Consider the following 25,951-nt stretch of genomic DNA (forward strand, 5'->3'; position numbering starts at 1 on the left):
ACATCTGCCTCAAGTTTGCGAAAACAAAGCGCGCACTCTAACCGCTGTGCTCCATTGGGCGCCAGCCATGGCGCGTCATATCCACACGATTGTTGGCTACATTCACACCCTCCGCGCGTAATCGCGCCCGTTGCTCATCGCCTGAGGGCGTACCCAATGCCAGGCTCAGCCGGCCACCTGCGCCGAGCACCCGGTGCCAGGGCAGGCGGGTGTCTGCTGGCAACTGCCCAAGTGTGCGTCCAACCCAGCGTGCCGCGCGGCCAAGCCCCGCCAGCTCGGCGAGTTGGCCGTAGCTCACCACCTTGCCGGGCGGCACTTGGCCGAGTACCGAATACAGCACCGTTCGTCGGCCCTCGGCGTTATCCAGGGCGTGCTCATAACCATCAGACATCACGCCCCCCTTGGGCTGCAGATGAAACTGGACCGGTGGTCGGGCAAATGAGCGTTGAACTCACCGGCAGGTGCTCGGTCTGTCCTTGCTCTGGCCGTCGGTATCTGGATAATGCCCGGCTTTTTTGTCAAACCGAACCCATAGCCCGCTTATGTATTCTAGATCCTTGTTGTGCCTGCTAGCTGCTTCCTTGTGCGCCTCTCCGGTGTTGGCCGACACCGTGTGGATGAAGAACGGCGACCGGCTCAGTGGCAAGATCAAAGTTTTCGACGGGGGCAAGCTGCTGCTGGAGACCCCCTATGGTGGGTCCATCGCGCTGGACTGGAAACAGGTCCAGACCTTGGAAAGCGATCAGGAAATGCTGGTCAAGCAAGACGCTTATAGCGGTGAAAAAGCCAAGTCGCTGAAAGCCGCCGAGCCTGGCAAGGTAACCTTGGCCAATGGCGAGGCGCCGAAAACTGTAGACCTGGCCAGCATCGAACAGATCATGAAGCCCAAACCGCTGGTCGAGGACTTCGTCTGGAAAGGCAACGTCGATGTGGCCCTGGACTACAAGCGTGCCGAGAACGACACCGACGATTACGACGTAGGCTTCAAGACCACCGCTCGCCATGGCCGCTGGCGGCACAATGCCGAAGGCGAATACAACCGGGAGACCAAGGACGACGTCACCACCACCGACAACTGGAGCGCCGAGTACGCGTTGGACCGCTTCATCACCGAGAAGTGGTTCTGGCAGGGGCGTGCAGAATACAAGCGTGACCGCATCGAAGACCTGGCCCGCCAACGCACCGTCGGTACCGGCCCGGGTTACCAGTTCTGGGACGATGAACTGGGGGCGTTCTCGCTGGGTTCGCTGATCAACCGCACCGACTTCGAGTACCAGGACGGCGGCAAGGACAACTTCTATTCCGCAGCGGTCAAGTGGGACTACACGCGCTACCTGATAGGCAAGAACGTGCAGCTGTTCACCAACGGCGAGTTCGCCAAGCCGCTGGGTGGGGTGGCCGACTACTCGCTGGATGCCGAGGTTGGCCTGCGCTACAAGGTCACCGAATGGGCCTCGCTCAACCTCAAGGCGGAGAAGGACATCATCACCGGCACGCGTGAAAGTGACCTGGACAAGACCCGCTATACCGCAGGGTTCGGCGTTACCTGGTAAACCGCCGGGGGCGCCTTGCGCCCCTATCGCCGGCAAGCCAGCTCCCACAGGTACCGCAAAGGCCTGGGCACTTCGCGGTCATTGTGGGAGCTGGCTTGCCGGCGATAGGGCTGCGCAGCAGCCCCATTGGCACTGGCAGTGATAATGCTTATCTTGTTCCCCATCCAGTCCGCCAGGAGCCGCCCTCAAGTGAGTACCAACGCCATCCGCCCAGCCCGGGAACTGCTGCTCAAGGAATACCGCGGCGTGCTCTCGACCCATTCCAAATCGATGCCCGGCTACCCGTTCGGCTCGGTCGTGCCGTATTGTCTCGATGCCAACGGTAACCCGCTGATCCTCATCAGCCGCATCGCCCAGCACACCCACAACCTGCAGAAAGACCCCAAGTGCTCGCTGCTGGTGGGTGAGCGCGAGGCCGAGGATGTGCAGGCCGTCGGGCGCCTGACGGTGATGGCCGAGGCGCATAAACTGGTCGACGAGGCCGCTGTCGAGGCGGCTGCCGAGCGCTACTACCGCTATTTCCCGGACGCCGCCAACTACCACAAGGCCCACGACTTCGACTTCTGGGTGCTGCAGCCAGTGCGTCACCGCTACATTGGCGGCTTTGGCGCGATCCACTGGCTCGACCAGGTGACCTTGGCCAACCCGTTCGCCGGCAAGGCCGAGGCGAGCATGGTCGAGCATATGAACAGCGATCACGCCAACGCTATTGCTCACTACGTCGAACTGACCGACCTGCCACGGCATGCACCGGCCCAGATGGCTGGGGTAGACAGCGAAGGCATGCACCTTCGCATCGGTCAGGCCGTGCACTGGTTGCCTTTTCCGGCTACTTGCAACACGCCGACACAAGTCCGGGAAGCCTTGGTTTTGCTGGCTCGGGCCGACCAATGGCCGGTTGCGACGCAAGTCGAGGGTTGAAATCCGGAGCGCTGGCATCCACTTGAGGTCTTATTGGAAGGTTATCTTCCGTCGAGGAACCCTTGATGCGTGCTTTTCTACTGCTGTTTCTGATTTTTCCTGTGCTGGAGCTTTTCGTCTTCGTTAAGGTCAGCGCGGCAATCGGCTTCTTCCCGGCGCTGCTGCTGATCATCGCTGGCTCCGCCCTGGGCGTGCTGGTGATGCGGGTGGCCGGGCTGGCCACCGCATTGCGTGCCCGTGAGAGCCTGCAGCGCGGTGAACTGCCCGCCGAGGATATGTTCCAGGGCATGATGCTGGCCGTTGGTGGCGGCCTGCTGCTGCTGCCAGGCTTCATCAGCGACGTGCTGGGCCTGCTGTGCCTGCTGCCGTTCACCCGTCGCCTGGCTGCGCGCAAGATGCGCGAGCGTGCCGAGGCCCAGGCCATGCGCCAGCGTGCGTTCCAGGACGACCCGTTCCAGGCGCAGCCGCGTGATGGTGGCCATCGCCCGAACGTGATCGAAGGCGAGTACGAGCGCCGCGACAAGTAGAACGCACCGGGGCCGCAAAAGCGGCCCCGGTCTTTTTCGGCCTGATGAAAAATTTTGTATACCTAGCCTTGTAATTGAATATGGCGGCCTCATGTATGTGGTCACCGCAAGGTTTCTGGTGGCAACGCCAGACATTACACAAGTGGTTCGCCCATCGCGGGCCACTTCCCGGCAACGCCGGACAGCATCAACCCGCCGGTGTCGATACCGGCCGATGAAAACCACAATTTGGGAGAGATCGACAATGAAGCTTCGTCCTCTGCATGACCGCGTAGTCATCCGTCGCAGCGAAGAAGAATCGAAAACCGCTGGCGGTATCGTCCTGCCGGGTTCGGCCGCTGAAAAACCAAACCGCGGCGAAGTTGTTGCCGTCGGCACCGGTCGCATCCTGGACAACGGCGAAGTTCGCGCGCTGGCCGTGAAAGTGGGTGACAAAGTGGTATTCGGCCCTTACTCGGGCAGCAACACCGTGAAAGTCGATGGCGAAGACCTGCTGGTCATGGCCGAGAACGAAATCCTCGCCGTTGTCGAAGGCTGATTTCCCCGACTTCCCGTTACTCCAAAGAATTCCAAGGATTAAACGATCATGGCTGCTAAAGACGTAAAGTTTGGCGATTCCGCTCGTAAGAAAATGCTGGTTGGTGTCAACGTACTGGCTGACGCGGTAAAAGCGACCCTGGGCCCGAAAGGCCGTAACGTGGTGCTGGCGAAGAGCTTCGGCGCGCCAACCATCACCAAGGACGGCGTTTCCGTCGCCAAAGAAATCGAGCTGAAAGACGCCTTCGAAAACATGGGCGCCCAGCTGGTCAAGGAAGTTGCTTCCAAGGCCAACGACGCTGCCGGTGACGGCACCACCACCGCTACCGTCCTGGCTCAGGCCATCGTCAACGAAGGCCTGAAAGCCGTCGCTGCCGGCATGAACCCGATGGACCTGAAGCGCGGCATCGACAAGGCTACCTCCGCCGTTGTTGCCGAGCTGAAAAACCTGTCCAAGCCTTGCGCCGACTCCAAGGCCATCGCCCAGGTAGGCACCATCTCCGCCAACTCTGACGACTCCATCGGCAACATCATTGCCGAAGCCATGGAAAAAGTCGGTAAAGAAGGCGTGATCACCGTTGAAGAAGGCTCGGGCCTGGATAACGAACTGTCTGTAGTAGAAGGCATGCAGTTCGACCGTGGCTACCTGTCGCCGTACTTCGTCAACAAGCCGGACACCATGGTTGCCGAGCTGGAAGGCCCGCTGCTGCTGCTGGTCGACAAGAAGATCTCCAACATCCGTGAGCTGCTGCCAGTACTGGAAGCCGTTGCCAAGGCCGGCCGCCCACTGCTGATCGTTGCCGAAGACGTTGAAGGTGAAGCGCTGGCTACCCTGGTAGTCAACAACATGCGCGGCATCGTCAAGGTTGCAGCGGTCAAGGCCCCAGGCTTCGGCGACCGTCGCAAGGCCATGCTGCAGGACATCGCAGTCCTGACCGGCGGCCAGGTCATCTCCGAAGAAATCGGTCTGTCCCTGGAAACCGCTACCCTGGAGCACCTGGGTAACGCCAAGCGCGTCATCCTGTCCAAGGAAAACACCACCATCATCGACGGCGCTGGCGTTGAAGATGACATCCAGGCACGCGTCAAGCAGATCCGTGCCCAGATCGAAGAGACTTCCTCGGACTACGACCGTGAGAAGCTGCAAGAGCGTCTGGCCAAGCTGGCTGGCGGTGTTGCCGTGATCAAGGTCGGTGCCGGCACCGAAGTTGAAATGAAAGAAAAGAAAGCCCGCGTTGAAGACGCCCTGCACGCTACCCGTGCAGCCGTTGAAGAAGGCGTGGTGCCTGGCGGTGGTGTTGCCCTGGTTCGCGCCCTGAACGCGATCGTTGACCTGAAAGGCGACAACGAAGACCAGAACGTCGGTATTGCCCTGCTGCGTCGCGCTGTTGAAGCGCCGCTGCGCCAGATCACTGCCAACGCCGGCGACGAGCCAAGCGTTGTCGCTGACAAGGTCAAGCAAGGTTCGGGCAACTACGGCTACAACGCTGCTACCGGCGAATACGGCGACATGATCGAGATGGGTATCCTGGACCCAGCCAAGGTCACCCGTTCGGCCCTGCAAGCTGCTGCTTCGATCGGCGGTCTGATGATCACCACCGAAGCCATGATTGCTGACGCTCCGAGCGAAGCCCCAGCTGGCGGCGGCATGCCAGACATGGGCGGCATGGGTGGCATGGGCGGCATGATGTAAGCCAGCCTTACCCCTGCACCATAAAAAAGCCCCGGTTCGCGAGAACCGGGGCTTTTTTGTGTGCGCTGTGAGGGCCAGTGGGGCTGCTGCGCAGCCCTTTCGCGACACAAGGCCGCTCCTACAGGGGGGTGTAAGTTCCGGACTGTCCGCGATTCCTGTAGGAGCGGCCTTGTGTCGCGAAAGGGCCGCAAAGCGGCCCCTCGTTCAGACGACGCCGCGTTCAGCGACTGGCACCTCAGCCAGCCCTCGGCGATACAGAACCAGGTAATACGACCCCAACCCGATCAACCAGCAGAACACCGCTGTCCACACGTTGTGCGACAAAAAGTGCGCCCCCTGCATCATCCGCCCCACACCCAGCACCGATCCGGCTACCAGCGCCAATGCGAAGGCCGCACGGGCCAACCGCGGCTTGCGATCACGCAGCATGAAGAACAGGCCAAACAGGCAAAACCCGGTCGCTGCATGCCCACCCGGCCAGCACAGCCCTGGCTTGTCGGTGGCCGGCCGTGGCTCCAGCAACTTGCTGTAGGTTTCCGTGCCGCCAAACTGGGTCAGGCTCCACGGGCATTGCACCTGGGTCACCTTTTTTAACGGCGTGACAAACGCCGTGGACAGGCCCAGTGCCAGCACCAGGCAGCCCAGCTCGCGGCGCCAGCCGAACAGGCGCTGCCAGAAAAAACTGGCGGCAAACGTCAGCAGCGACAACACGCCCAGCAAGATCACCCCTTGCTTGACCCGGTCGTGCAGGATGTTTTCCAGCAGATAACTGTGGCGGCCAATGAACTGCCCGGCAGCGGGGTCGAAGAACAGGTTGGCCACATCCATGTCGACCGAAGTCAGCTCCAGCAGGATCAAGGCCAGCGCGGTCGCCAAGGGTATTCCCAGGTACAGCCAGTAGTTTATCGGGCGGGGACGGGTTCGTTGCTGCATGGCGGCTCCAGGACACGGAAAAGATCGGGCATTGTCAGCCGCCCGCTATCCTGTGTCCGTGAAGGATCAGTGAAAAAACCGTCAAGTGAGGTGAATTTTTCTGGGGGCTGGCACCCTGCCGGCGTAGGCCTTAAGCTGCGCCTGCCGCGCACCACAGCGAGAAGCGCCGCACAGGAGAAACCGATGCGCATCCTTTTGGTTGAAGACAACCGCGATATCCTGGCCAACCTGGCCGATTACCTGGGCATGAAGGGCTATACCGTTGACTGCGCCCAGGACGGCCTGTCCGGCCTGCACCTGGCGGCCACCGAGCACTACGACCTGATCGTGCTGGACATCATGCTGCCCGGCATCGATGGCTACACCCTGTGCAAGCGCCTGCGTGAAGACGCCCGCCGCGACACGCCAGTCATCATGCTTACCGCCCGCGACCAGCTGGACGACCGCCTGCAAGGCTTCCGCTCCGGGGCCGACGACTACCTGCTCAAGCCGTTCGCCTTGTCGGAGCTGGCGGCACGCATCGAAGCGGTGCTGCGCCGTGCCCAGGGCGGTGGGCGCCGTACCCTGCAAGTAGCTGATCTGAGCTACGACCTCGACACCCTCGAGGTTACCCGTCAGGGGCGCTTGCTCAAGCTCAACCCGGTCGGCCTCAAGCTGTTGGCTGTGCTGATGCAGAAAAGCCCGCACGTCCTGCGCCGCGAGGTGCTGGAGGAGGCTTTGTGGGGCGACGACTGCCCTGACAGCGACAGCCTGCGCAGCCATGTGCACCAACTGCGCCAGGTGATCGACAAACCGTTTGAAAAACCGTTGCTGCATACCGTCCATGGCGTCGGCTATCGCCTCGCCGAGGGCCGCGATGGAGTTTAAGCAAAGCCTTGCCCAGCGCATCATCATCGCTTTTGCCTTGATGAGCGCGCTGGTCGCCGGAGCGTTCGCCTTCGGCATCGTTGCCACTGTGCACCTGGTCGAAGAGCGGCTGATTTCCTCGGTATTGGGCGGTGACCTGCAGCGCCTGCTGCGCATGGACAGCGTCGGTGACTGGAGCCACCGGCCACGCCCCGATCAGCTGTTCTACTTCAGCGGCGGGCGTGACGACTTCGAGCTGCCCAAAGACCTGCGCCACCTCGACCGTGGCTTCCATGAGGTGTTTCGCGACCAGCTGTCGTACCACGCCATGGTCGAGATCGTCGATGGCCGCCGTTATGTGCTGTTGCAGGACCAGAGCGACTTCGAAGAACGCGAGCGCGTGCTGTTCGCGGTGGTGGTGGTGGGCTTCGTCCTCAGCCTGGTGTTGGCCGTCATCCTCGGCTGGCTGGTGGCGCGTCGGGTGATGGCACCGGTGATTCGCCTGGCCCGCCAGGTGCGCCACCGCGACCAGCTGCTGGGCCTGGCGCCGCCGCTGGCACCGGACTATGCCGCAGACGAAGTCGGCCAGCTGGCAGTGGCCTTCGACGACACCCTGGGCCGCCTGCGCGACGCGCTGACCCGCGAACGGCTGTTCACCAGTGACGTCAGCCACGAGTTGCGTACGCCATTGATGGTGTTGGCAACGTCCTGCGAGCTGTTGATGGAGAACCCCAACCTCGACGCCCGCGCGCGTAGCCAGGTGGAGCGCGTGGCGCGGGCCACGGAAGAAATGCGCGAACTGGTCAAGACATTCCTGATGCTGGCGCGGGCACAGCGTGACGAGGGGGCGGTGGCTTCGCAGGCGACCCTTCGCGAAGTGGCCGACGAACTGATCGGCGTGTGGCGCGACACCATCGAGCAGAAAGGCCTTACCCTGTACTTCGATGGCCGCGTCAGCGCCAGCCCGGTGCTGTACAACGCCACTTTCCTGCAGTCGGTGATGGGCAACCTGCTGCGCAATGCTGCGCACTACACCGACAGCGGCTATATCCGCCTGAGCCTGGAAGCCAACGGCTTCAGTGTGGAGGACAGCGGTGTGGGCATCCCCGAAGAGCAGCGCGAGGCCATGTTCAAGCCGTTTGTACGTGGCGATGAGCGGCGCGGCGAGGGCCTGGGGCTGGGGCTTTCGCTGGTGCAGCGAATCTGTGACGACCAGGGCTGGCGCGTTACCCTGACATCCACCTTGCCGCATGGTTGCCGCTTCCAGGTAGACCTGAGCAATACCACGGGCAAAGGCGACCTGGAAGCCATTGCCGAGTAATGGTTTGTAACAGGTCAAAGGGTGCGCAACATTTTTTTCACATTGGCATGACCTGATTCCAACGCTTGCTTACCTAAGGTGAGCGGCACTGGAGTCAGGAGATGCCCAATGCGTAGCCCCATCAAGCTTGAATTTTCCGAGAAGTACGACAAAGACCATGCGCGTGAGTACTTTCTCAAGCACCAGGACGGCCTGGCGCGACGTCTTTCCCACAAGCGAGATGAGCAACTGGCGCGTCGCGCCTTGGCATTGGCCGGTGAGCCTGGCCTGGTGTTGGACCTGCCGTGCGGGGCGGGCCGCTTCTGGCCGCTGTTGGCAGAAAAGCCCAACCGGGTAATCATCGGCGCCGACAACTCCGAAGCGATGATTGAGACAGCGTGCGCCGCGCAACCGCCAGAAGTGGTGGCGCGGGTACGTCCTTTGCAAACTTCTGCGTTTGCCATTGACCTGCCGGATAACGCGGTGGACAGCATTTTCTGCATGCGCCTGTTCCACCACATTGGCGAATCCGCCCATAGAAAGACCATTCTTTCGGAATTTCAACGAGTTAGCCGTGATAGTGTGATCCTGTCACTCTGGGTGGATGGCAATTTCAAGGCCTGGCGCCGGAAAAAACTGGAACAACGCCGCAGTGCCGAGGCCGAGCAGGACAATTACCAGAACCGTTTTGTGTTACCGGCCGAAACGGTCGAAGAAGAATTCAGGGCTGCCGGCTTCAGAATCCAGGAACGCCTCGACTTCCTGCCGTTCTATGCCATGTGGCGGGTCTACGTATTGCGTAAGGGGTAGTGTTTGATGGCTGTAGCCCAGAAAGGCGAGTCGAGGTTCGATTTTTACTGGCGCCAGCAAGGCGAGTGGGTAGAGGAGCCTAACCAACGCCGTGGTGGCGAGAGTGGCGTGCAACGCCTCAACGATGCCAGCGGCAAACTGTTGTATGCCAAGCGCCAGGTCGGGCATATCTACCGCAGCGTGCTGCACCCTTTCGGCCGACCGACCGTATTGCGTGAACTCGATGCGTTGAACAGCTTCGAGCAACTGGGCGTGCGCGTACCCCGCATCGTCTTCTGTGGTGCCGAACGCGATGCCGACCACCAGTGGCGTGCGCTGCTGGTAAGCGAAGCGCTTGACGGGTTTGTCGAACTGGACACCTGGCATGCCGAAGGTGCCCGCGAGCGTTACCCGCAGGTGGTGCATGAGCGCATGCTCAAGGACCTGGCGGATAACCTGGCGCGCATGCACCTGGGGCACTGGCAGCACGGCTGCCTGTATGGCAAGCACGTATTCATCAAGGTGATTGGCGAGGGCGACCAGGCCCGCGTCGAAGTGGCGCTGCTGGACCTTGAGAAGTGCCGGCGGCGTATCAGCTGTCAGCGTGCGGCAGGTAACGACCTGCGCCAACTGCGCCGCCATTCGTCGCTCAATGACGCGGAGTGGCAGTCGTTGCTCTACTTTTACCAGATGGCGTTTGGCAGCGCTGTCAAAGGGTTAGCGTAATGAAACTAGAAATAGCTCGAGCTTTGTTCCTGATAGCTGGCCTGGCGGTGACCACCGTTGCGGTCGCTGCCTGGGAAGAGCCGAGGCCTACCGTGTTCAGCAAGGCGGAGATGGCCGACCAGTGCGCGTTGCCGCGGGAAGCGAAACCGCAGCAGCAGGCACACGTTGCGCCGGACCAGGACCTTTTGCTGTTCCTGTTTGGCCTGCGTCAGGGGTTGCGGCCTTTCGGTTGAACCCTGCGGTAGCTAGAAATGCCAGAGGCCTCGCGGTTGCGGGGCCTCTGGCTTTTTTGTGTCTGCCTCACCGGCCTCTTCGCGGGCTTGCCCGCTCCCACAGGTACTGCACCCATGTCGGGCCTGGTGCCCTATCTGTGGGAGCGGGCAAGCCCGCGAAGAGGCCGGGTCAGGCTGTTACAGGTTCCTTGGCTTTCGTCTTGTGCGCCAACAAGGTGTAGATACAAGGCAGCACAAACAAGGTAAACAGCGTGCCAATCGACATCCCCGTGGCAATCACCGTGCCGATGTCAAACCGGCTGACGGCCCCCGCCCCGGTCGCCAGAATCAGCGGCACCATGCCGAACACCATCGCCGCCGTTGTCATCAGCACCGGCCGCAGGCGAATGGCTGCCGCTTCCTCGATCGCCTCGCGCACACTCAGCCCGCGTTCCTCACGCAACTGGTTGGCGAACTCGACGATGAGGATGCCGTGCTTGCTGATCAGCCCGATCAGGGTCACCAGCCCGACCTGGGTGTAGATGTTCATGCTCGATATCCCCAGGAACAGCGGCAGCAGCGCGCCGCAGATCGACAACGGTACCGTCACCAGGATTACCAGTGGGTCGCGGAAGCTTTCGAATTGCGCTGCCAGTACCAGGAAGATGATCGCCAGTGCCAGGCCGAAGGTAACCCACAGCGCGCTGCCTTCCTGCACGTACTGGCGGGCCACGCCGGCGTAGTCGAAGGCGAAGCCTTCCGGGGCCTCTTCGCGGGCGATGTCCTGCACCGTCTTCAGCGCTTCACCCAGGCTGACCATGGGCACGCCCTGGATGATCGCCGAGTTCAGCTGCTGGAACTGGTTGAGCTGGCGCGGGCGGGCGCGGTCGGTGAGGGTGATCAGGGTCGACAGCGGCAGCAGTTGGCCCTGGTCGTTCTTCACGTAATAGTTGTTCAGCCAGCCGGGGTTGTCGCGGTACGGCCGCTCGACCTGGGCAATCACCTTGTAGCTGCGTCCTTCCAGTGTGAACCGGTTGATTTCCGCCTCGCCAAGCAAAGTGGCCAGCGTGCCGCCCAAAGTGTCCATGGACACCCCCATCTGGGCCGCCTTGGCCCGGTCGATATCGACCACCACTTCGGGCTTGTCGAAGGCCAGGTCGATATCGAGGAAGGCGAACTTGCCAGAGGCCTGGGCGCGCGTCTTTATGCGCTGAGCCACCTCCAGCAGTGCCGGGTAGTCGCCAGCGGTATTGATCACGAACTGGAACGGCAGGCCCTCGCCAGTGCCGGGCAACGACGGCAGGTTGAAGCCGAAGATCTGCAGGCCGCCGATTTCCTCAAGTTTGGCCTGCACCAGTGGCAACAGCTCCATCTGTGTGCGCTCGCGCTCGTTCCAAGGCTTGAGCAAAAAGCCACCAATGCCGGTCTGCACACCATTGAAACCATTGATCTGGAACGACGAGTAGTACTCGGGGAAGGCCTTGAACAGTGGCGTGAACTGGTCGGTGTAGGCGTTGAGGTAATCGAGGTTGGCCGGCTGCGTCGAGCTGCTCATCATGAAGATCACCCCTTGGTCCTCGTTGGGCGCCAGTTCGTTCTGGGTGAACTTGAGCAGCACCGGGATCAGGCACAGCACGATCACGGCAAACACCAGGACCACCGGCCGGCTGTCGAGGGTGGCGTGCAGCAGGCGCTGGTAGCGCACCTTCAGGCGTTCGAACAGCTGGTCAAGGCGATGGGCCAGGCCGCTGGGGTTCTGCTCCTGACGCAGCAGCAGGGCGCACATCATGGGTGAAAGGGTGAGGGCGACGATGCCGGAAATGATCACCGCCCCGGCCAGGGTCAGGGCGAACTCCTTGAACAAGGCCCCGGTAAGCCCGGTAAGGAAGCCGATCGGCGCATAGACGGCGGCCAGGGTGATGGTCATCGACACCACCGGCATGGCGATTTCGCGGGCGCCTTCAAGGGCCGCATCGAATGGCGACTTGCCTTCCTCCATGTGCCGGTGGATGTTCTCCACCACGACAATGGCATCGTCCACCACCAGGCCGATGGCCAGCACCATGGCCAGCAAGGTCAGCAGGTTGAGCGAGTAGCCCATCATCTGCATGAAGAACAACACGCCGATCATCGACAGGGGAATGGTCACCACCGGGATCAGCACCGAGCGCAGGGCGCCGAGGAACAGAAACACCACCACGATGACGATCAGCACCGCTTCACCAAGGGTCTTGATCACTTCGTCGATGGAGGCCTGGATGAACAGCGTGGCGTCGTAGGCGATCGACACCTTGAGCGCCGAGGGCAGCTGGCTTTCCAGCTCGGGCATGATGCGCCGCACTTCCTTGATCACTTCCAGCGGGTTGGCGGCCGGCGTGGCCTTGATGCCGATATACACCGACGGGGTGCCGTCGAACGAGCTGACCGTGTCGTAGTTTTCTGCGCCCATCTCGACCCGCGCCACATCGCCCAGCAGCACGCGGCTGTCACCGCTGGTCTTGACCGGCAAGGCAGCGAATGCCTCGGCCGATTTCAGCTCGGTGCTGGCGTTGATACTGGTCACCACGTACTCGCCCTTCACCTCACCGGCAGCAGAGAGGAAGTTGTAGCGGCGCACCGCATTGGTCACGTCAGTGGCCGACAGGCCGAAGCCGGCCAGCTTCACCGGGTCGATCCAGATACGCATGGCAAACACCTGGTTGCCGAGAATCTCCGCCTCGGCCATGCCGGGCAACGTGGCCAGCTTGGGCTGGATGACCCGTGACAGGTAGTCGGTAATCTGCGGGTTGCTCATTTCCGTGCTGTAGAAGCTGACGTACATCAGCGCCGAGGCATCGGCGGCCTCCTTGCTCAGCACCGGGTCTTCGGAGTCCTGAGGGAGTTTGTTGCGCACTTCGTTGGCCTTGGCCAGCAGCTCGGTGAACAGCCGGTCGCTGTCGGCGCCGATGCGCGCGTAGATGGAGATGATCGAGAAGTTCTGCCGGCTCACCGAGGTCATGTAGTCGATGCCTTCGGCGCTGGCCAGGCTTTGTTGCAGCGGCTGGGTGATGTAGCCCTGGATGGTCTCGGCGTTGGCCCCGGGGTAGGCGGTGGTCACCGTGATCAGGGCGTTTTCCATTTGTGGGTACTGGCGGATCTGCAGCTTGTTCCAGGCCTGGAAGCCCAGCAAAAGGATCAGCAGGCTGACCACGCTGGCCAGTACCGGGCGACGGATGAACGGATCGGTAAACGCCATGCCAGCCTCCTGTCAGTCCTTGCCCGGCGCGCCCTGTTCGGGCGTGAGGGCTTTGTCCTGGCCGATGCGGATCGCGGCGCCTGGGGTGAGCTTCAGTTGCCCGGCGGTGACCACCTGTTCGCCGGCCTGCAGGCCTTTGCTGATCACCACCACGCCGTCGCGGCGCTCACCGGTTTGTACCGTGCGTTGTTCGGCGACCAGCTGGGGTTGGCCCTTGTCGTCGGTTTCGGGCTTGCCGTCCTGGTCCTTCTTCGGCGCGGCGATGTACACCGAATTGCCATACAGAGTGTAAGTAATGGCGCTTTCCGGCACCACCACTTGTGGTTGAGGGTTGGGCAGAAGGATCAGCAGGTTGGCGAACATGCCTGGCAGCAGCGTGCCGTCGGGGTTGGCCAAGGTGGCACGTACCAGCAGGTTGCGGGTGGTTTCTTCGACCTTGGGGTTGATGGCGCTGAGGCTGGCGGGGAACGTCCGGCCCGGGTAGGCGGCCACCTGTAACAGCACCTGCTGGCCCAGGCTCAACTTCGGCAGGGCCTGTTCCGGTACGTTGAAATCTACGTACAGGCTGGATGTGTCCTGCAGGGTGGCGATCATCGTGCCGGCGGCGAGGTACTGGCCGATGTCTACCTGACGGATGCCAATGGTACCGCTGAACGGGGCATTGATACTCTTCTTGATCTTCTGCGCCTTGAGCTGCTCGACCACTGCCTGGTTGCGGCGGTATTGGGAGCTAAGGCGATCAAACTCGCCGCGGGAGATGGCCGAGTCGCCGACCAGTTGGCTGCCACGGCCAAAATCGACCTTGGCCAGGCCCAGGTCGGCCTGGGCGGTGCCGAGCAGGGCAGTTTCCTGCTCGTCGTTGAGTTGCAGCAGCAGTTGCCCGGCCTTGACCTGCTGGCCCGAGTCGAAGTGCAAGGATTTGACGATACCTTCCACCTCCAGGCTCAGCTCCACGCCCTGCAGTGCCTTGAGGCTGCCGACGGCGGGCAGGCGCTCCTGCCACTGGCGCTGTTCGGCCAAGGCTGCCGCTACGGTGATGGGCGGCTTGGGGGCAGTGAACATCTGGATCTGCTGGTAGATCGAGAAAGCCTTGTAGCCCCCCAGGGCCAGCACGATCAGCAGAACCACGGCCAACATGATCAGCATGCGGCGGCGCAGCATAGGTCCGGTTCCTTGGATACGGTTGTTATTCGCTTGGACACGACAACAGGCGATCCTGCCCACGTGTGGATGGGGGAAGTATTGACTGTTTTTCGGGAGGAGGGAGGTGAAATGCCTGTGCCGGCCCTTTCGCGGCTAAAGCCGCTCCCACAGGGACTGTGTAGAACCCTGTGGGAGCGGCTTTAGCCGCGAAAGGGCCAGTGCATGCAGTCGAAAAATCAGACGAGATGCAGGTGGTTGTCCCAGAACCCGGACGGCAGGTTCATCGGCTGCCCGACCAGTTCGGCCTTGCGGCAATCGTAGAATCGGCAACGGCCCTGCCCGGAGGTGACGACAAAGCCGTCTTTCACCGTGCCAACCCCCGCGCAATCAGGCATGGGCGCATCCAGGCGAACCGCGCCGCTGTCCAGGTCCCAGACAAACAGGCGGTTGGCCCGCGGCGCAGTCAGCGCCACCAGCCGCAGTTCGCTGTGGATGGCGACGCTGGCGGTGTACTGGGCCATGGCCTGCAGCTGCCGCTCTGGCACCGGGAAGGCCTTGAACGGCTCGCCCGGGCGCTTGATCGCCAACAGCTCGGCAGTTTCGTCGGCATCGCCCATGAACTGCTGGCAGGCGGCAATGGTGCCATCGCTGCCCACCGCCAGGTGGCGCACGCTGTTCATCTGCTGGGCCAAGGTTTCCTTGCTCAGCAGGGTGCCGTCGCGCTGCATCAACACCAGGCTCGGCTGCATGGCGTTGAGGTTCATCTCCACGCGGCTTTCGGCTTCGGTACGGATACCGCCGTTGGCCACGATCAGCGTTTCACCATCGGGCAGCCAGGCGACCTCGTGCGGGCCGATGCCGTGAGTCGGGATCTCGCCGGTGTGCACCAGGCGCTCGCCCTCGAAACGGTATACGCCAAGCACGCCGCGCCCCGGGTCGGTGGTGTCGTTCTCGGTGGCATACAGCCATTCGCCGCCTTTGTGCACCACGGCGTGGCCGTAGAAGTGCCGGTTCGGCTGCGAGACCACCGTTTGCAGCAGGCGCCCGTCGCGCAAGTCGACCAGGTAGCTTTCGGTACCGGGGCGGCGGGCGACGAACAGGGCGATCGGCTGCTCGGGGTGGTGGATGATGGCATGGCAACGCTGGGCGACCTGGGTGCTGAACACCTGGGTGCCGTCCAGGCGGAAACCGACGGCATAGTGCTTGCCGTCGCCGTCGTCACGCGCCGAGAGCAGCAAGGGTTCGCTGCCTTTGTTGCGGAACAGGCTCCAGCCGCCCAAGGTGAGGGCGCTGAGCAATACGCTACCGAGTTTGAGTGCCTGGCGTCGCAGCATGATCAGTCACCGTCGTTGGCATTGAAGCCCAGCTGGATGTTCAACGCCTTGGCCAGCTCGCCTTCGTGCAGGCGGTGGACGACGTTGAGGCTGTCGTAGATCTGGTTGAGGGTTTGCTGGCCAGCGTCGTCGGCCAGCAGCTCACCGAGGGTTTTCTGGTTGTCGGCCAGCAGTTTGAGCGAGGTAGCGTAGGCGGCGTCGATCTTGTCCGCCAGCGCTTTCTGATCGCTGGGCAACAGGCCACGCAGGCCCTGGTTGTCGACCCCGACCCAGACTGTTTCGGCGGCCTTGAGGCTGGCCTGCAGGCTGTTCATCGAGTTGTGGCTGCGCCAGGCCTCGGCTTGCAGAGGCTGCGCGATGCCCTTGCTCTGGCGGCCCATCGGTGCGCCTAGCTTTTTCTTCAGGGTGTCCAGGGCGGTAACCTGGGCGCGCAGGAGATCGGCGATGGCCTCGTGGGAATCGGCGTAGCGCTGGTTGGGGAACTTGGTCATCTGCGAGAGCATGCCGTCGGTGCTGTTCCAGCCTTTGAGTATCTCTTCGGCCAGGGCCTTCTGGTGTTCACCGATGGCCACCAGCAGCGGGCAGTAGCGGGCTTTCTGCTCGGCCGTGGCGATGTCCGGCTTGCTGTCGAACAGGATGTACTCGTAGGCCGACAGGCCACGAACCACCACGCTGGACTTGCCCAGGGTCGTGGCATCGACCGGCTTGTCGCCATTGACCAGCTGTTCGACCTGGCGGCCGACCAGGTTTTTCTTGTCGGGCCAGAACTGTACCTGCCAGGCGCGGTTGCCTTCGGCCAGCGGGCCGACCAGCAGCGGCTGCAACTCGGCCCAGGCCTTTTGCGCGTTGAGGAAGTCGGCGCGGGCCTTGTCCAGGTCTTCCTTGCCTTCGCAGTACGCCAGGGCGCTGGCGGCCAGCGTGCGATCGGCTTCGACCCAGCGGCTGTAGGTGGGCAGGATGACCTGCTTGGCGATGGCTGCGGAGGTCACTGCTTGCGGATCCTGCGGCGAGCAGGCACCCAGGGCGAGTGCGGCGAGGCTGGTGAACAGCAGTTTGGGTCGGAACATGCCCGGCTCCTTTGTACGTTTTAAAGTGAGTTCAGGAACGCCAACAACGCAGTACGTTGCTCGGCATCGAAAGTGAGGACGAAGTTGCGTGCCGCCTCGGCTTCGCCACCATGCCAGAGCACGGCTTCAAGCAGGTTGCGGGCGCGGCCGTCGTGCAGGAACTGGCTGTGGCCGCTGACCGTTTCGCTCAGGCCAACGCCCCACAGTGGCGGGGTACGCCAGTCCTGGCCGTTGGCGGCGAATTCGGTGCGTTCGTCGGCCAGGCCGGGGCCCATGTCATGCAGCAGCATGTCGCTGTAGGGGCGGATGACCTGATTGGCCAGCTCCGGCTCGGCGGCATCGGCAGCGGTGGTGAACTGCGGTGTGTGGCAACCCTGGCAGCCAGCCTGGTAGAACAGGTTCTTGCCCGCCAGCACCTGCGGCGCGCCCACATCGCGGCGGGCCGGTACGGCCAGGTTGCGGGTGTAGAAGGTCACCAGGCGCAGGATATTGTCACTGACTTCCTTCTCGCCATCGGCGCCGTCGCCGTTGGGGGCGGCCAGGCAGTCGGCCTGGGCCGGGGTGCAATCGTCGTTGGGCAGCAGGGTACTGGTCAGGCCCATGTCGCCAGCGAAGGCGTGGACGTTCTGCTGGTTGACATTGGGTTGCCCGGCCTTCCAGCCGAAGCGACCGATCACAGTCTTGCCCTGGGCATCGTCCCACACCCGGTTGGCCCGCCCGCGGATGCCGTCGCGGTTGCGGTCGTCCGGGTCTTCGTTGGCCAGCAGGTCGGCTTCGGAGATGGCTTCGAGCAGGCCCAGGCCGATCATCGGGGGAGCTACCCGCGCCGAAAAACGGGTGTCGGGGTGCATGACGCCGTAGCCGAGCTGGGTGATCTGCAGGGCAGGTTTGCGCAGTTCGACCTGGTGGCCGTCCTTGAACGACACGGTTTGCTGGGTGTAGCTCACCCGCACCTTGCCTTCTGGCGTCACGCCAGGGATGGCCATGTCCTGCAGCTGGGTGCCGTACGCCGGCTCTGGCACCACACCGAGGCGCTCGATCACCTTGGCCAGGTAGGGCTGGTCGGGGATCGACAGGCGTACCAGCATGCCCACCGCGTTGCTGTCACCCGGCGCTGGCGGGTGGCCACGGCCATCGCGCACATGGCAGTTTTGGCAGGCGTTGGTGTTGAACAGCGGGCCCAGGCCATCACGTGCGGTGGTGGTGGAGGGGGCGATCACCCAGGGGTTGCGGAAGAAGCTGTTGCCCACGGCGAAGTCCAGGCGCCGCTCGGGCGACAGGTTGGCCGAGGGCAGGGAATAGGCGTTGCGGTCGCTGCGCTGCACGGTCGCCTTGCCAGCCGACAACGCTTCGCCGGGTTCGGCCTGGGTGAAACGCGGAGCGTCGTCACAGGCGGCGAGGGCAAGGGTCAGCAGCAAAGGAGAGAGTCGGAACAGCGACGAGGACATCAAGGATCCTGGGCGTGAGCGAAAAACCGGCGTGCAAGCTTAGCAAAGTGGGGGTGTTTGAATAAGAGCAATTTGCAATTGCTGGATGAAATCGGTGTCAGTTGGCCAGTGTTTGTGATGGCCTGGTCGGGCCCTATCGCCGGCAAGCCAGCTCCCACAGGTACATCACCAGCCTCAAAACCGGTGGAGTACCTGTGGGAGCTGGCTTGCCGGCGATAGGGCCAGAAGCAAGAAAGGCGACCCGAAGGCCGCCTTTTCAGAACCGCTACAGCAGGATCAGAATTCGTGATCTGCAGTATCCGGGTTCAGGTTGGCAATGCCCAGCTTGCCTGCAGCCTGCTCGATCGAACCGGTCTGCTTGACCAGGGCGGCGATGGCGTCACGCACGATCTGGTTGCCGGCTGCGTTGTCGGCAGCGATCAGCTGGTCGTAGTGCTCGCCTTTGAGGGCGTGGTCGACGATCACCTGGATCTTGGCTTCGGTGGCTTCCAGGTCGGCCTTGAGGGTGGCGTCGGCGGCCGGGTCTGCCTTGGCTACCAGCGACGACAGGCTCGGCCCGCTTACCTTGGTGCCGTCCGGGCGGGTGTACTCGCCCAGGTAGACGTTGCGGATGCCCTTGGCGTCGTAGAAGTGCGAGTAGTGGGTGTTGTCGCTGAAGCAGTCCTGCTCGTCTTCCGGCGAGTTGGCTTCCAGCGAAACCTTCATGCGCTCACCCGCCAGTTCGCCCAGCGACAGGCTGCCCATGCCGAACAGCATCTTGCGCAGGCCGTCGTTGACAGGCTCGGCTTCCAGCTTGGCGCGGTAGTTGTCGGCGACGTTCGGCGCCCAGTTGCCGACCATCTCTTCGAGGTCGGTGACCAGCAGGTCGGTGACCGCTTTCAGGTAGGCACGGCGGCGGTCGTTGTGGCCGCCGGTGGCGCCTTGGCCCTCCAGGTAGTCGGATGCCGGGCGGTTGCCAGCGCCCGGGCCGGTGCCGTTCAGGTCCTGGCCCCAAAGCAGGAACTCGATGGCGTGATAGCCCGTGGCAACGTTGGCCTCGGAGCCCGCCAGTTCGTTCAGGCTGGCCAGTTTTTCAGGGGTGATGTCTTTGACGTCGACCTTTTCTTCGCCCACCTGGATCTCGGTGTTGGCGATGATGTTGGCACCAGCAGCCGGGTTACCCAAGGCGTGCTCGTAGCTCTTGTCGACGTAGTCGATCAGGCCCTCGTCCAGCGGCCAGGCGTTCACCTGGCCTTCCCAGTCGTCGATGATGGTGTTGCCGAAGCGGAAGGCCTCGGTCTGCAGGTACGGTACGCGCGCGGCGACCCAGGCTTGCTTGGCGGCTTTCAGGGTTTCGTCGTTGGGCTTGGCCAGGAACGCATCGACTGCGGTCTGCAGGGTCTTGGCGGTGCTCAGCGAGTCGCTGTACACGGCATGGACCATTTCGGCGTAGTGCTTGACCACGGCTTTGCCGGCGGCTTCGTCGACAGCCCCAGGCGCAGCAGCAGTGGTGCTGGCAGCAGCAGGTGCCTGGGCTTGCGGCGCGGCGGCTTTGTCGTCCTTGCCTTCACCGCAACCGGCGAGAGCGATGGCAATGGCCAGCAGACTGGCGGAGGCCAGAGGCATTCGAATCATTGTTGGTTTTCCTGCGTCGTGTGGTTGGACCAAGGGGTAGACCGTGCGCCGGGGCACGCGAAACCGCAACATCATGCGAAAGATTTGCATTTGCTGTAAAGGGGCGGGTGCGCAATTCATGTAAATGCCGGTCACAGCCTGTAACCGGGCCAATCGGCTCAGAGCATCGAAACCTGGTTACGCTGCGCCTGCTTGAGGAAACTGGTCAGCTCACGGGCCGACAGCGGCTTGCTGTAGTGATAGCCCTGGCCCTCGTGGCAGCCTTGGGCAACGATGTAGGTTTCCTGTTCGGCGGTTTCCACACCTTCGGCGATCACCTGCATGCCCAGGCTCTTGCCCAGCTGAATGATGGCGCGAACGATGGTGGCGTCGTCATCGTCGTCCAGCAGGTCCTGGACGAAGCTCTTGTCGATCTTGATTTTGTCCAGCGGCAGCGATTTCAGGTAGCTGAGAGACGAATAGCCAGTGCCGAAGTCGTCGATGGCAATCAGCGCCCCAGAGCGGCGCAGGCTCAGCAGGTGCTGAGCGGCAGTGCTGATGTCTTCCATCAGGCCGGTTTCGGTGACTTCCAGCTCCAGGCTGCGTGGCGGCAGGCGGTAGGCCTGCAGCAGGTTGTTGACCACCCGTGGCAGTTCACTGTGGTGCAGCTGCACGGTGGACAGGTTGACTGCCATGCGCAGCTCGCTGAAACCTTGGTCGTGCCATTCGCGCAGTTGCCGGCAAGCCTGGTCCAGTACCCATTCGCCGATGCTGATGATGCTGCCGTTCTGTTCGGCCAGCGGAATGAACTGGTCCGGCGGCACCATGCCCAGCTCTGGATGCTGCCAGCGCAGCAGCGCCTCGACGCCGACCACGCGGTGGTCGCGGTAGCTGATCTGTGGTTGGTACACCAGGTACAGCTGGTTGCGCGGCAGGGCTTCGCGCAGGTCCTTTTCCAGCTCGCGGCGGCGGCGCATCTCGCTGTCGACGCTGGCGATGTAGAACTGGTAGCGGTTGCGCGAACGGGCCTTGGCCAGGGTCATGGTCTGTTCGGCTTTCTGCAGCAGCTTCTCGGTGCTGTCGCCGTCTTCGGGGAACAGGGTAATGCCGATGGTAGCGCGCAGGCGGATCTGCTGGTGGTGGTCGAGGTCGAATGGCACTTCCAGGTCGTCGAGGATGCTCTGCGCCAGTTCTGCCGCTTCGTAGGGCTGCTCGATATTGGCCTGCACCAGGGCAAACTGGTCGCCGCCCAGCCGCGCCAGGGCGCCCAGGCGGCCGCTGTGGGCGCGCAGGCGGTCGGCCAGGGCCAGCAGCAGCTGGTCACCGACCTGGTAGCTGAACTGCTCGTTGATGCCCTTGAAGTCGTCCAGGCCCACGCACAGTACCGCCACACGGTGTTGCAGGCGACCGCCATCGACGAGGATCTTGTCCAGTTGCTGCTGCAGTTGCTGGCGGTTGGGCAGGCCGGTGAGGAAATCGTACTGGGCCATGCGCTGCAGGCTGTTTTCGGCTTCATGGCGCAGGTGGGTGTTGCGCTCGATCGACGCCAGCAGCTGGTTGGCAGTGTTGACCCACAGGCCCAGTTCGTTCTTCTCGTGGCCCTTGAGCAGCGGTATCTGGTGTTGGCTTGGGCGATCGGGGTTGATCTGGGTGAGGTGCTCGATGATCTTGGACAGCGGTTTGGTCAGCAGCCAGTGGTAGACCAGGTACAACACCAGGCCCATGGCCAAGGCGCGCAGTACGCCGGAAATGAAGATGATCACCGCATTGATCAGGAAGTCTTCGCCGTAGGACGAGGTATCGAGGGTAATGCTGAGGTCGCCGTAGTATTCGCTGTAGGGGCCGCGGCCGACCAGTTGCGTGGTGTAGGTGCGTTCCTGGCCCAGGATCGGGTCGGTCAGCCAGCGCATGGACATGTCCCGCAGCGGGCGGGACTTTTCGGCCAGCATGGTTTCGTTGGGGTGGCCGATGGACGCCATGCGCACTGATTCGTCCTGGAACAGGCCTTCCATCACCTGCATGCCCATTTCGCGGTCGAGGCTGTACACCGCCTGGGTGGAGGGGTCGCGGAACATGTCGAGGATGCGCTGCGCATCATTGTTCACGGCCTGGCGGGTCTTGTAGGTGTCGTAGACAATTTGCGCACAGCTGAGCACGACGCCAACCGCCAACGCCGACAGCAGCACGACCCTGAGCAACTTGACCGACAAGCTGTTCCGCAATTCCAGCTTCAATGGGGTTTCCTTAATCCATGCGCATGGCATCATTTTGCCATCAACGATGACGATACACTATCGGCCGATCATGAGCAGTGTATCGGTTGCCTGACCCCGCAACTTGAGTGCGCTGTATCAATCTTCCAGAGCTTTGATGTTAGCGCGCTATGCGGGCTGAGCAAGCAAAACCGTGCAGGCCTTTTCGCGGGCACGCCCGCTCCCACAGGGAGAGCATCAAGGTCACGGGTGGCGCCGTATCTGTGGGCGCGGGCATGCCCGCGAAAAGGTTTGCACAGGCACAAAAAAACCCGGCACATGGCCGGGTTTATGATCAAGGCTGGATGACTCAGGCCTTGAAGGTCTTGCCTTCGAACTGTTCGGCAACGAAGGCCCAGTTGACCAGGTTCCAGAACGCCTCGACGTACTTCGGACGCAGGTTGCGGTAGTCGATGTAGTAGGCGTGTTCCCAGACGTCGCAGGTCAGCAGCGGGGTGTCGCCGCTGGTCAGCGGGCAGCCGGCGCCGATGGTGCTGGCCAGTGCCAGGGAACCGTCAGCTTTCTTCACCAGCCAGCCCCAGCCGGAACCGAAGGTGCCAACCGAAGTCTTGGTGAACTCTTCCTTGAACTTGTCGAAGGAACCGAAAGCGGCGTTGATGGCCTCAGCCAGTGCACCGGTAGGCTGGCCGCCGCCGTTTGGCGACAGGCAGTTCCAGTAGAAGGTGTGGTTCCAGACCTGAGCGGCGTTGTTGAAGATGCCGCCCGAAGAGGTCTTGACGATCTCTTCCAGGGTCTTGCCTTCGAATTCGGTGCCTGGGACCAGGTTGTTCAGGTTCACGACATAGGTGTTGTGGTGCTTGTCGTGGTGAAACTCCAGGGTTTCCTTGGAGATGTGCGGCTGCAGGGCATCGTGGGCGTACGGCAGCGGCGGCAATTCAAAAGCCATGGTGGATCTCCTGATTCAGGTCTAGTTCGCGGTTTGCGCAGGGCCGATCACGGGCGGCCCTATGAGCGTCGGCGAGTTTGTACTCTTTGCGACGCAAGGGGTCGATCATAGCACCAGCCCCGGCGCATAACCACGCAACAAACATAGGGAATAGAGGTTCCGCAGCGGTTGGCGGGTACCGACCAGTGGTGGTCGCTTCCAGGCCAACCGATGTGTGCCGGGCCATGCAGGCCAGAGGTCAGTTGAAGATCAGCTGCGCCGCCACCGCGAACATCATCACCGCCACCATGAGGTCGAGCATGCGCCACGTCGCCGGCCGTGCCAGCCACGGTGCCAGCCAGGCCGCACCAATCGCCAGGGTCGAGAACCACAGCAGCGAGGCACTGGCCGCCCCGGCCACGTAGGCACCAGGTTCGGTCTGCTGGGCGCCCAGCGAGCCGATCAGCAACACTGTATCCAGGTAGACATGCGGGTTCAGCAGCGTCACCGCCAGGGCACTGAGCAGCACCGCACGCCGCGAGCGTACGCCCTGGCCCTGCTGGTGCTTCAGGCTCTGGCTGGAACAGGCGCTGCGCAGGGCCTTGGCGCCGTACCAGATGAGGAACACCGCGCCGCCCCAGCGCGCGACCGCCAGCAAGGTCGGGTTGTGCGCCAGTACCGTGGCCAGGCCGAACACCCCGGCAGCCACCAGCAGGGCATCACAGACGATGCACAGCGCTGCCACCGGCAAGTGATGCTCACGGCGCAGGCTCTGGGCGAGGACGAAGGCGTTCTGGGCGCCGATGGCCATGATCAGGCCGAAGGCCACCAGCATGCCGTTGAGATAGCTTTGCCACATGGCGTGCGCTCCATATATGAACCCGAAAGATGCTGGCCATTGTGGTTGTTCACGCTGTATAAGAAAAACAAATAAAGCTGATCCGTCATTAGGAAAATCGATGTTCGACTACAAGTTGCTGGCCGCCCTGGCGGCGGTGATCGAACAGGGTGGTTTCGAGCGAGCCGCGCAAGTGCTGGGCTTGTCGCAGTCGGCCATTTCCCAGCGCATCAAGCTGCTCGAAGCGCGGGTCGGGCAACCGGTGCTGGTGCGTGCCACGCCGCCCAGCCCGACCGAAGTCGGCCGCCAGTTGCTCAACCATGTGCAGCAGGTGCGCCTGCTTGAACGCGACTTGCAGCGCCAGGTGCCGGCGCTGGATGAGGAGGGCACGCCGGAACGCCTGCGCATCGCCCTTAACGCCGATAGCCTGGCCACTTGGTGGGCCGGTGCGGTAGGCAACTTCTGTGCGCAGCAGAACGTGCTTACCGACTTGGTTGTAGAAGACCAGGAAGTGGGCCTGAAACGCATGCGTGCCGGCGAAGTGGCGGCCTGCCTGTGTGGCAGTGAACGCCCGGTAGCCGGGGCCCGCAGCCTGCTCCTTGGGGCCATGCGCTACCGGGCGTTGGCCAGCCCAGGGTTCATGGCGCGGCATTTCCCCCAGGGCTTTGTCGCCAGTCGCCTGGCCCGCACCCCGGCGATCGTGTACGGCCCGGATGATTTCCTGCAGCACCGCTACCTGGCATCACTGGGCATCGAGGACGGCTTCCTGCACCACCTGTGCCCGTCGTCCGAAGGCTTCCTGCGCATGACCGAGGCAGGGCTGGGCTGGGGGCTGGTGCCCGAACTGCAGGCTCGGGAGCAGCTGGCCAGCGGGCAGTTGGTGGAAATCTGCAGCGATACCCCCATCGACGTGCCGCTGTACTGGCATCATTGGCGCAATGGCGGGCAATTGCTCGCGCAACTGACCGACCACCTGCGGCACACCGCACGTCAATGGCTGGTGCCCTTGTAGCCGCGGTTGGCGTCAGTTGCATCTGAAATCTGGCAAGACGGAGTCTTACATGCGAATTCTGGTCACCGGCGCGAGTGGCTTCATTGGCGGGCGCTTTGCGCGCTTCGCCCTGGAGCAGGGCCTGGACGTGCGGGTCAGCGGCCGCCGCGCCGAAGGGGTCGAGCACCTGGTCAAGCGCGGCGCCCAGTTCATTCCCGGCGACCTGGGCGATCCCGAGCTGGCCCGCCGCCTGTGCCAAGGCATGGAGGCTGTGGTGCACTGCGCCGGCGCAGTGGGCAACTGGGGGCGCTACCAGGACTTCTACCAAGGCAATGTGATCGTCACCGAAAACGTGGTCGAGGGCTGCCTGAAGGAACATGTGCGGCGCCTGGTGCACCTGTCGTCGCCGTCGATCTATTTCAACGGCCGTTCGCGCCTGGACATCCGTGAAGAGCAGGTGCCGCGCCGTTTTCACGACCACTATGGGCAGACCAAGCACCTGGCCGAGCAAAAAGTGTTCGGTGCCCAGGAGTTCGGCCTTGAAGTGCTGGCGTTGCGCCCGCGTTTTGTCACCGGTGCCGGCGATGCCAGCATTTTTCCGCGGCTGATGCAGATGCAGCGCAAAGGCCGCGTGGCGATCATCGGCAACGGCTTGAACAAAGTCGATTTCACCAGCGTGCACAACCTCAACGAAGCATTGCTTAGCGCGTTGTTCGCCGACGACCGTGCGCTGGGTCAGGCCTACAACATCAGCAACGGCCAGCCGCTGCCGCTGTGGGACGTGGTCAACTACGTGATGCGCCAGATGCAGCTGCCGCAGGTTACCCGCTACCGTTCCTACGGCCTGGCCTACAGCCTGGCCGCGTTGAACGAGGCGGCTTGCATGCTGTGGCCGGGGCGCCCGCAACCTACCTTGTCGCGCTTGGGGATGCAGGTGATGAGCCGTGATTTCACCCTGGATATCAGCCGCGCCCGACAGTACCTGGACTACCAGCCCAAGGTCAGCCTGTGGACGGCGCTGGATGAATTCTGCGGGTGGTGGAAGCATTTGCCGCCTGGGCAGTGAAGCCGCTGGAGTGACAATGGTCATCAACGCGCCGCGCTTGCGGTTTATACTCGTGCCTCTT

The 25,951-nt window shown here is 62.8% G+C and carries 23 protein-coding genes; 12 read left to right on the forward strand and 11 right to left on the reverse strand.

All coding sequences use genetic code 11. The features are described from left to right. Window positions 1–37: 37 nt before the first annotated feature. A complete protein-coding gene (locus tag N805_RS27105; RefSeq protein WP_019472985.1) occupies window positions 38–391 on the reverse strand; it encodes an MGMT family protein in 354 nt (117 codons plus the stop codon). A gap of 151 nt (window positions 392–542) precedes the next feature. Here N805_RS27105 and N805_RS27110 point away from each other — a divergent pair, with 151 nt between their 5' ends. The 5 genes from N805_RS27110 (at window position 543) to groL (ending at window position 5,231) form a co-directional block, all read left to right on the forward strand. Further along, complete coding sequence (locus N805_RS27110; protein ID WP_019472984.1) at window positions 543–1,553, forward strand: DUF481 domain-containing protein; 1,011 nt, start codon at window positions 543–545, stop codon at window positions 1,551–1,553. A gap of 189 nt (window positions 1,554–1,742) precedes the next feature. After that, on the forward strand, window positions 1,743–2,474 hold the full coding sequence (locus N805_RS27115) for a HugZ family protein (protein ID WP_019473888.1): 732 nt from the start codon (window positions 1,743–1,745) through the stop codon (window positions 2,472–2,474). 65 nt (window positions 2,475–2,539) lie between these two features. After that, window positions 2,540–3,001, forward strand: coding sequence for an FxsA family protein (locus tag N805_RS27120; RefSeq protein WP_019473889.1), 462 nt, complete (start codon window positions 2,540–2,542; stop codon window positions 2,999–3,001). A 244-nt stretch (window positions 3,002–3,245) separates the two neighbouring features. Further along, entirely contained in the window at window positions 3,246–3,539 is a 294-nt protein-coding gene (locus N805_RS27125; RefSeq protein ID WP_016488938.1) for a co-chaperone GroES, read from the forward strand. Window positions 3,540–3,587: 48 nt separating this feature from the next. Further along, window positions 3,588–5,231, forward strand: coding sequence for a chaperonin GroEL (gene groL, locus N805_RS27130; protein WP_019473890.1), 1,644 nt, complete (start codon window positions 3,588–3,590; stop codon window positions 5,229–5,231). A gap of 204 nt (window positions 5,232–5,435) precedes the next feature. On the opposite strand, the gene N805_RS27135 is transcribed toward groL, so the two are convergent. Continuing rightward, the gene (locus N805_RS27135; RefSeq protein WP_019473781.1) at window positions 5,436–6,164 is read right to left on the reverse strand and encodes a phosphatase PAP2 family protein; all 729 of its coding nucleotides are present in this window, start codon (window positions 6,162–6,164) and stop codon (window positions 5,436–5,438) included. Between the two features lie 183 nt (window positions 6,165–6,347). On the opposite strand from N805_RS27135, the gene colR reads away from it, so the two are divergent. From colR to N805_RS27160, 5 genes are all read left to right on the forward strand, one after another. Then, complete coding sequence (gene colR / locus N805_RS27140; protein WP_003255215.1) at window positions 6,348–7,031, forward strand: two-component system response regulator ColR; 684 nt, start codon at window positions 6,348–6,350, stop codon at window positions 7,029–7,031. Further along, window positions 7,021–8,331 carry a sensor histidine kinase gene (locus tag N805_RS27145; RefSeq protein ID WP_019473782.1) on the forward strand — a complete coding sequence of 437 codons (1,311 nt, stop codon included), beginning with the start codon at window positions 7,021–7,023 and terminating at the stop codon, window positions 8,329–8,331. The genes colR and N805_RS27145 overlap by 11 nt, the downstream gene beginning before the upstream one ends. A 108-nt stretch (window positions 8,332–8,439) precedes the next feature. Beyond that, the gene (locus N805_RS27150) at window positions 8,440–9,120 is read left to right on the forward strand and encodes a class I SAM-dependent methyltransferase (RefSeq protein WP_019473783.1); all 681 of its coding nucleotides are present in this window, start codon (window positions 8,440–8,442) and stop codon (window positions 9,118–9,120) included. A gap of 6 nt (window positions 9,121–9,126) precedes the next feature. Continuing rightward, entirely contained in the window at window positions 9,127–9,825 is a 699-nt protein-coding gene (locus N805_RS27155; protein WP_019473784.1) for a lipopolysaccharide kinase InaA family protein, read from the forward strand. Beyond that, window positions 9,825–10,058, forward strand: coding sequence for a hypothetical protein (locus N805_RS27160; RefSeq protein ID WP_019473785.1), 234 nt, complete (start codon window positions 9,825–9,827; stop codon window positions 10,056–10,058). The genes N805_RS27155 and N805_RS27160 overlap by 1 nt, the downstream gene beginning before the upstream one ends. 169 nt (window positions 10,059–10,227) lie before the next feature. Here N805_RS27160 and N805_RS27165 read toward each other — a convergent pair whose 3' ends face one another. The 9 genes from N805_RS27165 to N805_RS27205 form a co-directional block, all read right to left on the reverse strand. Next, window positions 10,228–13,272 carry a multidrug efflux RND transporter permease subunit gene (locus N805_RS27165; RefSeq protein ID WP_028614124.1) on the reverse strand — a complete coding sequence of 1,015 codons (3,045 nt, stop codon included), beginning with the start codon at window positions 13,270–13,272 and terminating at the stop codon, window positions 10,228–10,230. Between the two features lie 12 nt (window positions 13,273–13,284). Beyond that, window positions 13,285–14,433, reverse strand: a complete 1,149-nt coding sequence (locus N805_RS27170; RefSeq protein WP_028614125.1) for an efflux RND transporter periplasmic adaptor subunit — start codon at window positions 14,431–14,433, stop codon at window positions 13,285–13,287. A gap of 218 nt (window positions 14,434–14,651) precedes the next feature. Beyond that, window positions 14,652–15,749 carry a DUF1513 domain-containing protein gene (locus N805_RS27175; protein ID WP_019473876.1) on the reverse strand — a complete coding sequence of 366 codons (1,098 nt, stop codon included), beginning with the start codon at window positions 15,747–15,749 and terminating at the stop codon, window positions 14,652–14,654. A gap of 2 nt (window positions 15,750–15,751) precedes the next feature. Then, complete coding sequence (locus N805_RS27180) at window positions 15,752–16,816, reverse strand: imelysin family protein (protein WP_019473877.1); 1,065 nt, start codon at window positions 16,814–16,816, stop codon at window positions 15,752–15,754. 20 nt (window positions 16,817–16,836) lie between these two features. Continuing rightward, the gene (locus N805_RS27185; protein WP_019473878.1) at window positions 16,837–18,264 is read right to left on the reverse strand and encodes a di-heme oxidoredictase family protein; all 1,428 of its coding nucleotides are present in this window, start codon (window positions 18,262–18,264) and stop codon (window positions 16,837–16,839) included. Window positions 18,265–18,540: 276 nt separating this feature from the next. Further along, entirely contained in the window at window positions 18,541–19,878 is a 1,338-nt protein-coding gene (locus tag N805_RS27190) for an imelysin family protein (RefSeq protein WP_019473879.1), read from the reverse strand. Between the two features lie 158 nt (window positions 19,879–20,036). Further along, complete coding sequence (locus N805_RS27195; protein ID WP_019473880.1) at window positions 20,037–22,091, reverse strand: putative bifunctional diguanylate cyclase/phosphodiesterase; 2,055 nt, start codon at window positions 22,089–22,091, stop codon at window positions 20,037–20,039. 328 nt (window positions 22,092–22,419) lie between these two features. Next, window positions 22,420–23,016 (reverse strand): superoxide dismutase, encoded by a 597-nt coding sequence (locus N805_RS27200; RefSeq protein ID WP_019473881.1) that lies wholly within the window; start codon window positions 23,014–23,016, stop codon window positions 22,420–22,422. 238 nt (window positions 23,017–23,254) lie between these two features. After that, a complete protein-coding gene (locus N805_RS27205) occupies window positions 23,255–23,854 on the reverse strand; it encodes a LysE/ArgO family amino acid transporter (protein ID WP_019473882.1) in 600 nt (199 codons plus the stop codon). 100 nt (window positions 23,855–23,954) lie between these two features. Here N805_RS27205 and N805_RS27210 point away from each other — a divergent pair, with 100 nt between their 5' ends. Both N805_RS27210 and N805_RS27215 read left to right on the forward strand, forming a co-directional pair. Further along, window positions 23,955–24,845, forward strand: coding sequence for a LysR family transcriptional regulator ArgP (locus N805_RS27210; protein ID WP_019473883.1), 891 nt, complete (start codon window positions 23,955–23,957; stop codon window positions 24,843–24,845). Between the two features lie 49 nt (window positions 24,846–24,894). Beyond that, a complete protein-coding gene (locus tag N805_RS27215) occupies window positions 24,895–25,890 on the forward strand; it encodes an NAD-dependent epimerase/dehydratase family protein (protein ID WP_019473884.1) in 996 nt (331 codons plus the stop codon). Window positions 25,891–25,951: the final 61 nt, after the last annotated feature.

Origin of the sequence: Pseudomonas putida S13.1.2 (assembly GCF_000498395.2) — a bacterium.
Lineage (GTDB): Bacteria > Pseudomonadota > Gammaproteobacteria > Pseudomonadales > Pseudomonadaceae > Aquipseudomonas > Aquipseudomonas putida_Q.

What these genes read in the sequence shown, in the direction of transcription:
- N805_RS27150 (WP_019473783.1), top strand. Translation starts at nt 8,440, where the DNA reads ATGCGTAGCCCCATCAAGCTTGAATTTTCCGAGAAGTACGACAAAGAC.
- groL (WP_019473890.1), top strand. Translation starts at nt 3,588, where the DNA reads ATGGCTGCTAAAGACGTAAAGTTTGGCGATTCCGCTCGTAAGAAAATG.
- N805_RS27210 (WP_019473883.1), top strand. Translation starts at nt 23,955, where the DNA reads ATGTTCGACTACAAGTTGCTGGCCGCCCTGGCGGCGGTGATCGAACAG.
- N805_RS27125 (WP_016488938.1), top strand. Translation starts at nt 3,246, where the DNA reads ATGAAGCTTCGTCCTCTGCATGACCGCGTAGTCATCCGTCGCAGCGAA.
- N805_RS27205 (WP_019473882.1), bottom strand. Translation starts at nt 23,854, where the DNA reads ATGTGGCAAAGCTATCTCAACGGCATGCTGGTGGCCTTCGGCCTGATC.
- N805_RS27135 (WP_019473781.1), bottom strand. Translation starts at nt 6,164, where the DNA reads ATGCAGCAACGAACCCGTCCCCGCCCGATAAACTACTGGCTGTACCTG.
- N805_RS27110 (WP_019472984.1), top strand. Translation starts at nt 543, where the DNA reads ATGTATTCTAGATCCTTGTTGTGCCTGCTAGCTGCTTCCTTGTGCGCC.
- N805_RS27175 (WP_019473876.1), bottom strand. Translation starts at nt 15,749, where the DNA reads ATGCTGCGACGCCAGGCACTCAAACTCGGTAGCGTATTGCTCAGCGCC.
- N805_RS27215 (WP_019473884.1), top strand. Translation starts at nt 24,895, where the DNA reads ATGCGAATTCTGGTCACCGGCGCGAGTGGCTTCATTGGCGGGCGCTTT.
- N805_RS27165 (WP_028614124.1), bottom strand. Translation starts at nt 13,272, where the DNA reads ATGGCGTTTACCGATCCGTTCATCCGTCGCCCGGTACTGGCCAGCGTG.
- N805_RS27160 (WP_019473785.1), top strand. Translation starts at nt 9,825, where the DNA reads ATGAAACTAGAAATAGCTCGAGCTTTGTTCCTGATAGCTGGCCTGGCG.
- N805_RS27200 (WP_019473881.1), bottom strand. Translation starts at nt 23,016, where the DNA reads ATGGCTTTTGAATTGCCGCCGCTGCCGTACGCCCACGATGCCCTGCAG.
- N805_RS27105 (WP_019472985.1), bottom strand. Translation starts at nt 391, where the DNA reads ATGTCTGATGGTTATGAGCACGCCCTGGATAACGCCGAGGGCCGACGA.
- N805_RS27145 (WP_019473782.1), top strand. Translation starts at nt 7,021, where the DNA reads ATGGAGTTTAAGCAAAGCCTTGCCCAGCGCATCATCATCGCTTTTGCC.
- N805_RS27120 (WP_019473889.1), top strand. Translation starts at nt 2,540, where the DNA reads ATGCGTGCTTTTCTACTGCTGTTTCTGATTTTTCCTGTGCTGGAGCTT.
- colR (WP_003255215.1), top strand. Translation starts at nt 6,348, where the DNA reads ATGCGCATCCTTTTGGTTGAAGACAACCGCGATATCCTGGCCAACCTG.
- N805_RS27180 (WP_019473877.1), bottom strand. Translation starts at nt 16,816, where the DNA reads ATGTTCCGACCCAAACTGCTGTTCACCAGCCTCGCCGCACTCGCCCTG.
- N805_RS27185 (WP_019473878.1), bottom strand. Translation starts at nt 18,264, where the DNA reads ATGTCCTCGTCGCTGTTCCGACTCTCTCCTTTGCTGCTGACCCTTGCC.
- N805_RS27170 (WP_028614125.1), bottom strand. Translation starts at nt 14,433, where the DNA reads ATGCTGCGCCGCCGCATGCTGATCATGTTGGCCGTGGTTCTGCTGATC.
- N805_RS27190 (WP_019473879.1), bottom strand. Translation starts at nt 19,878, where the DNA reads ATGATTCGAATGCCTCTGGCCTCCGCCAGTCTGCTGGCCATTGCCATC.
- N805_RS27155 (WP_019473784.1), top strand. Translation starts at nt 9,127, where the DNA reads ATGGCTGTAGCCCAGAAAGGCGAGTCGAGGTTCGATTTTTACTGGCGC.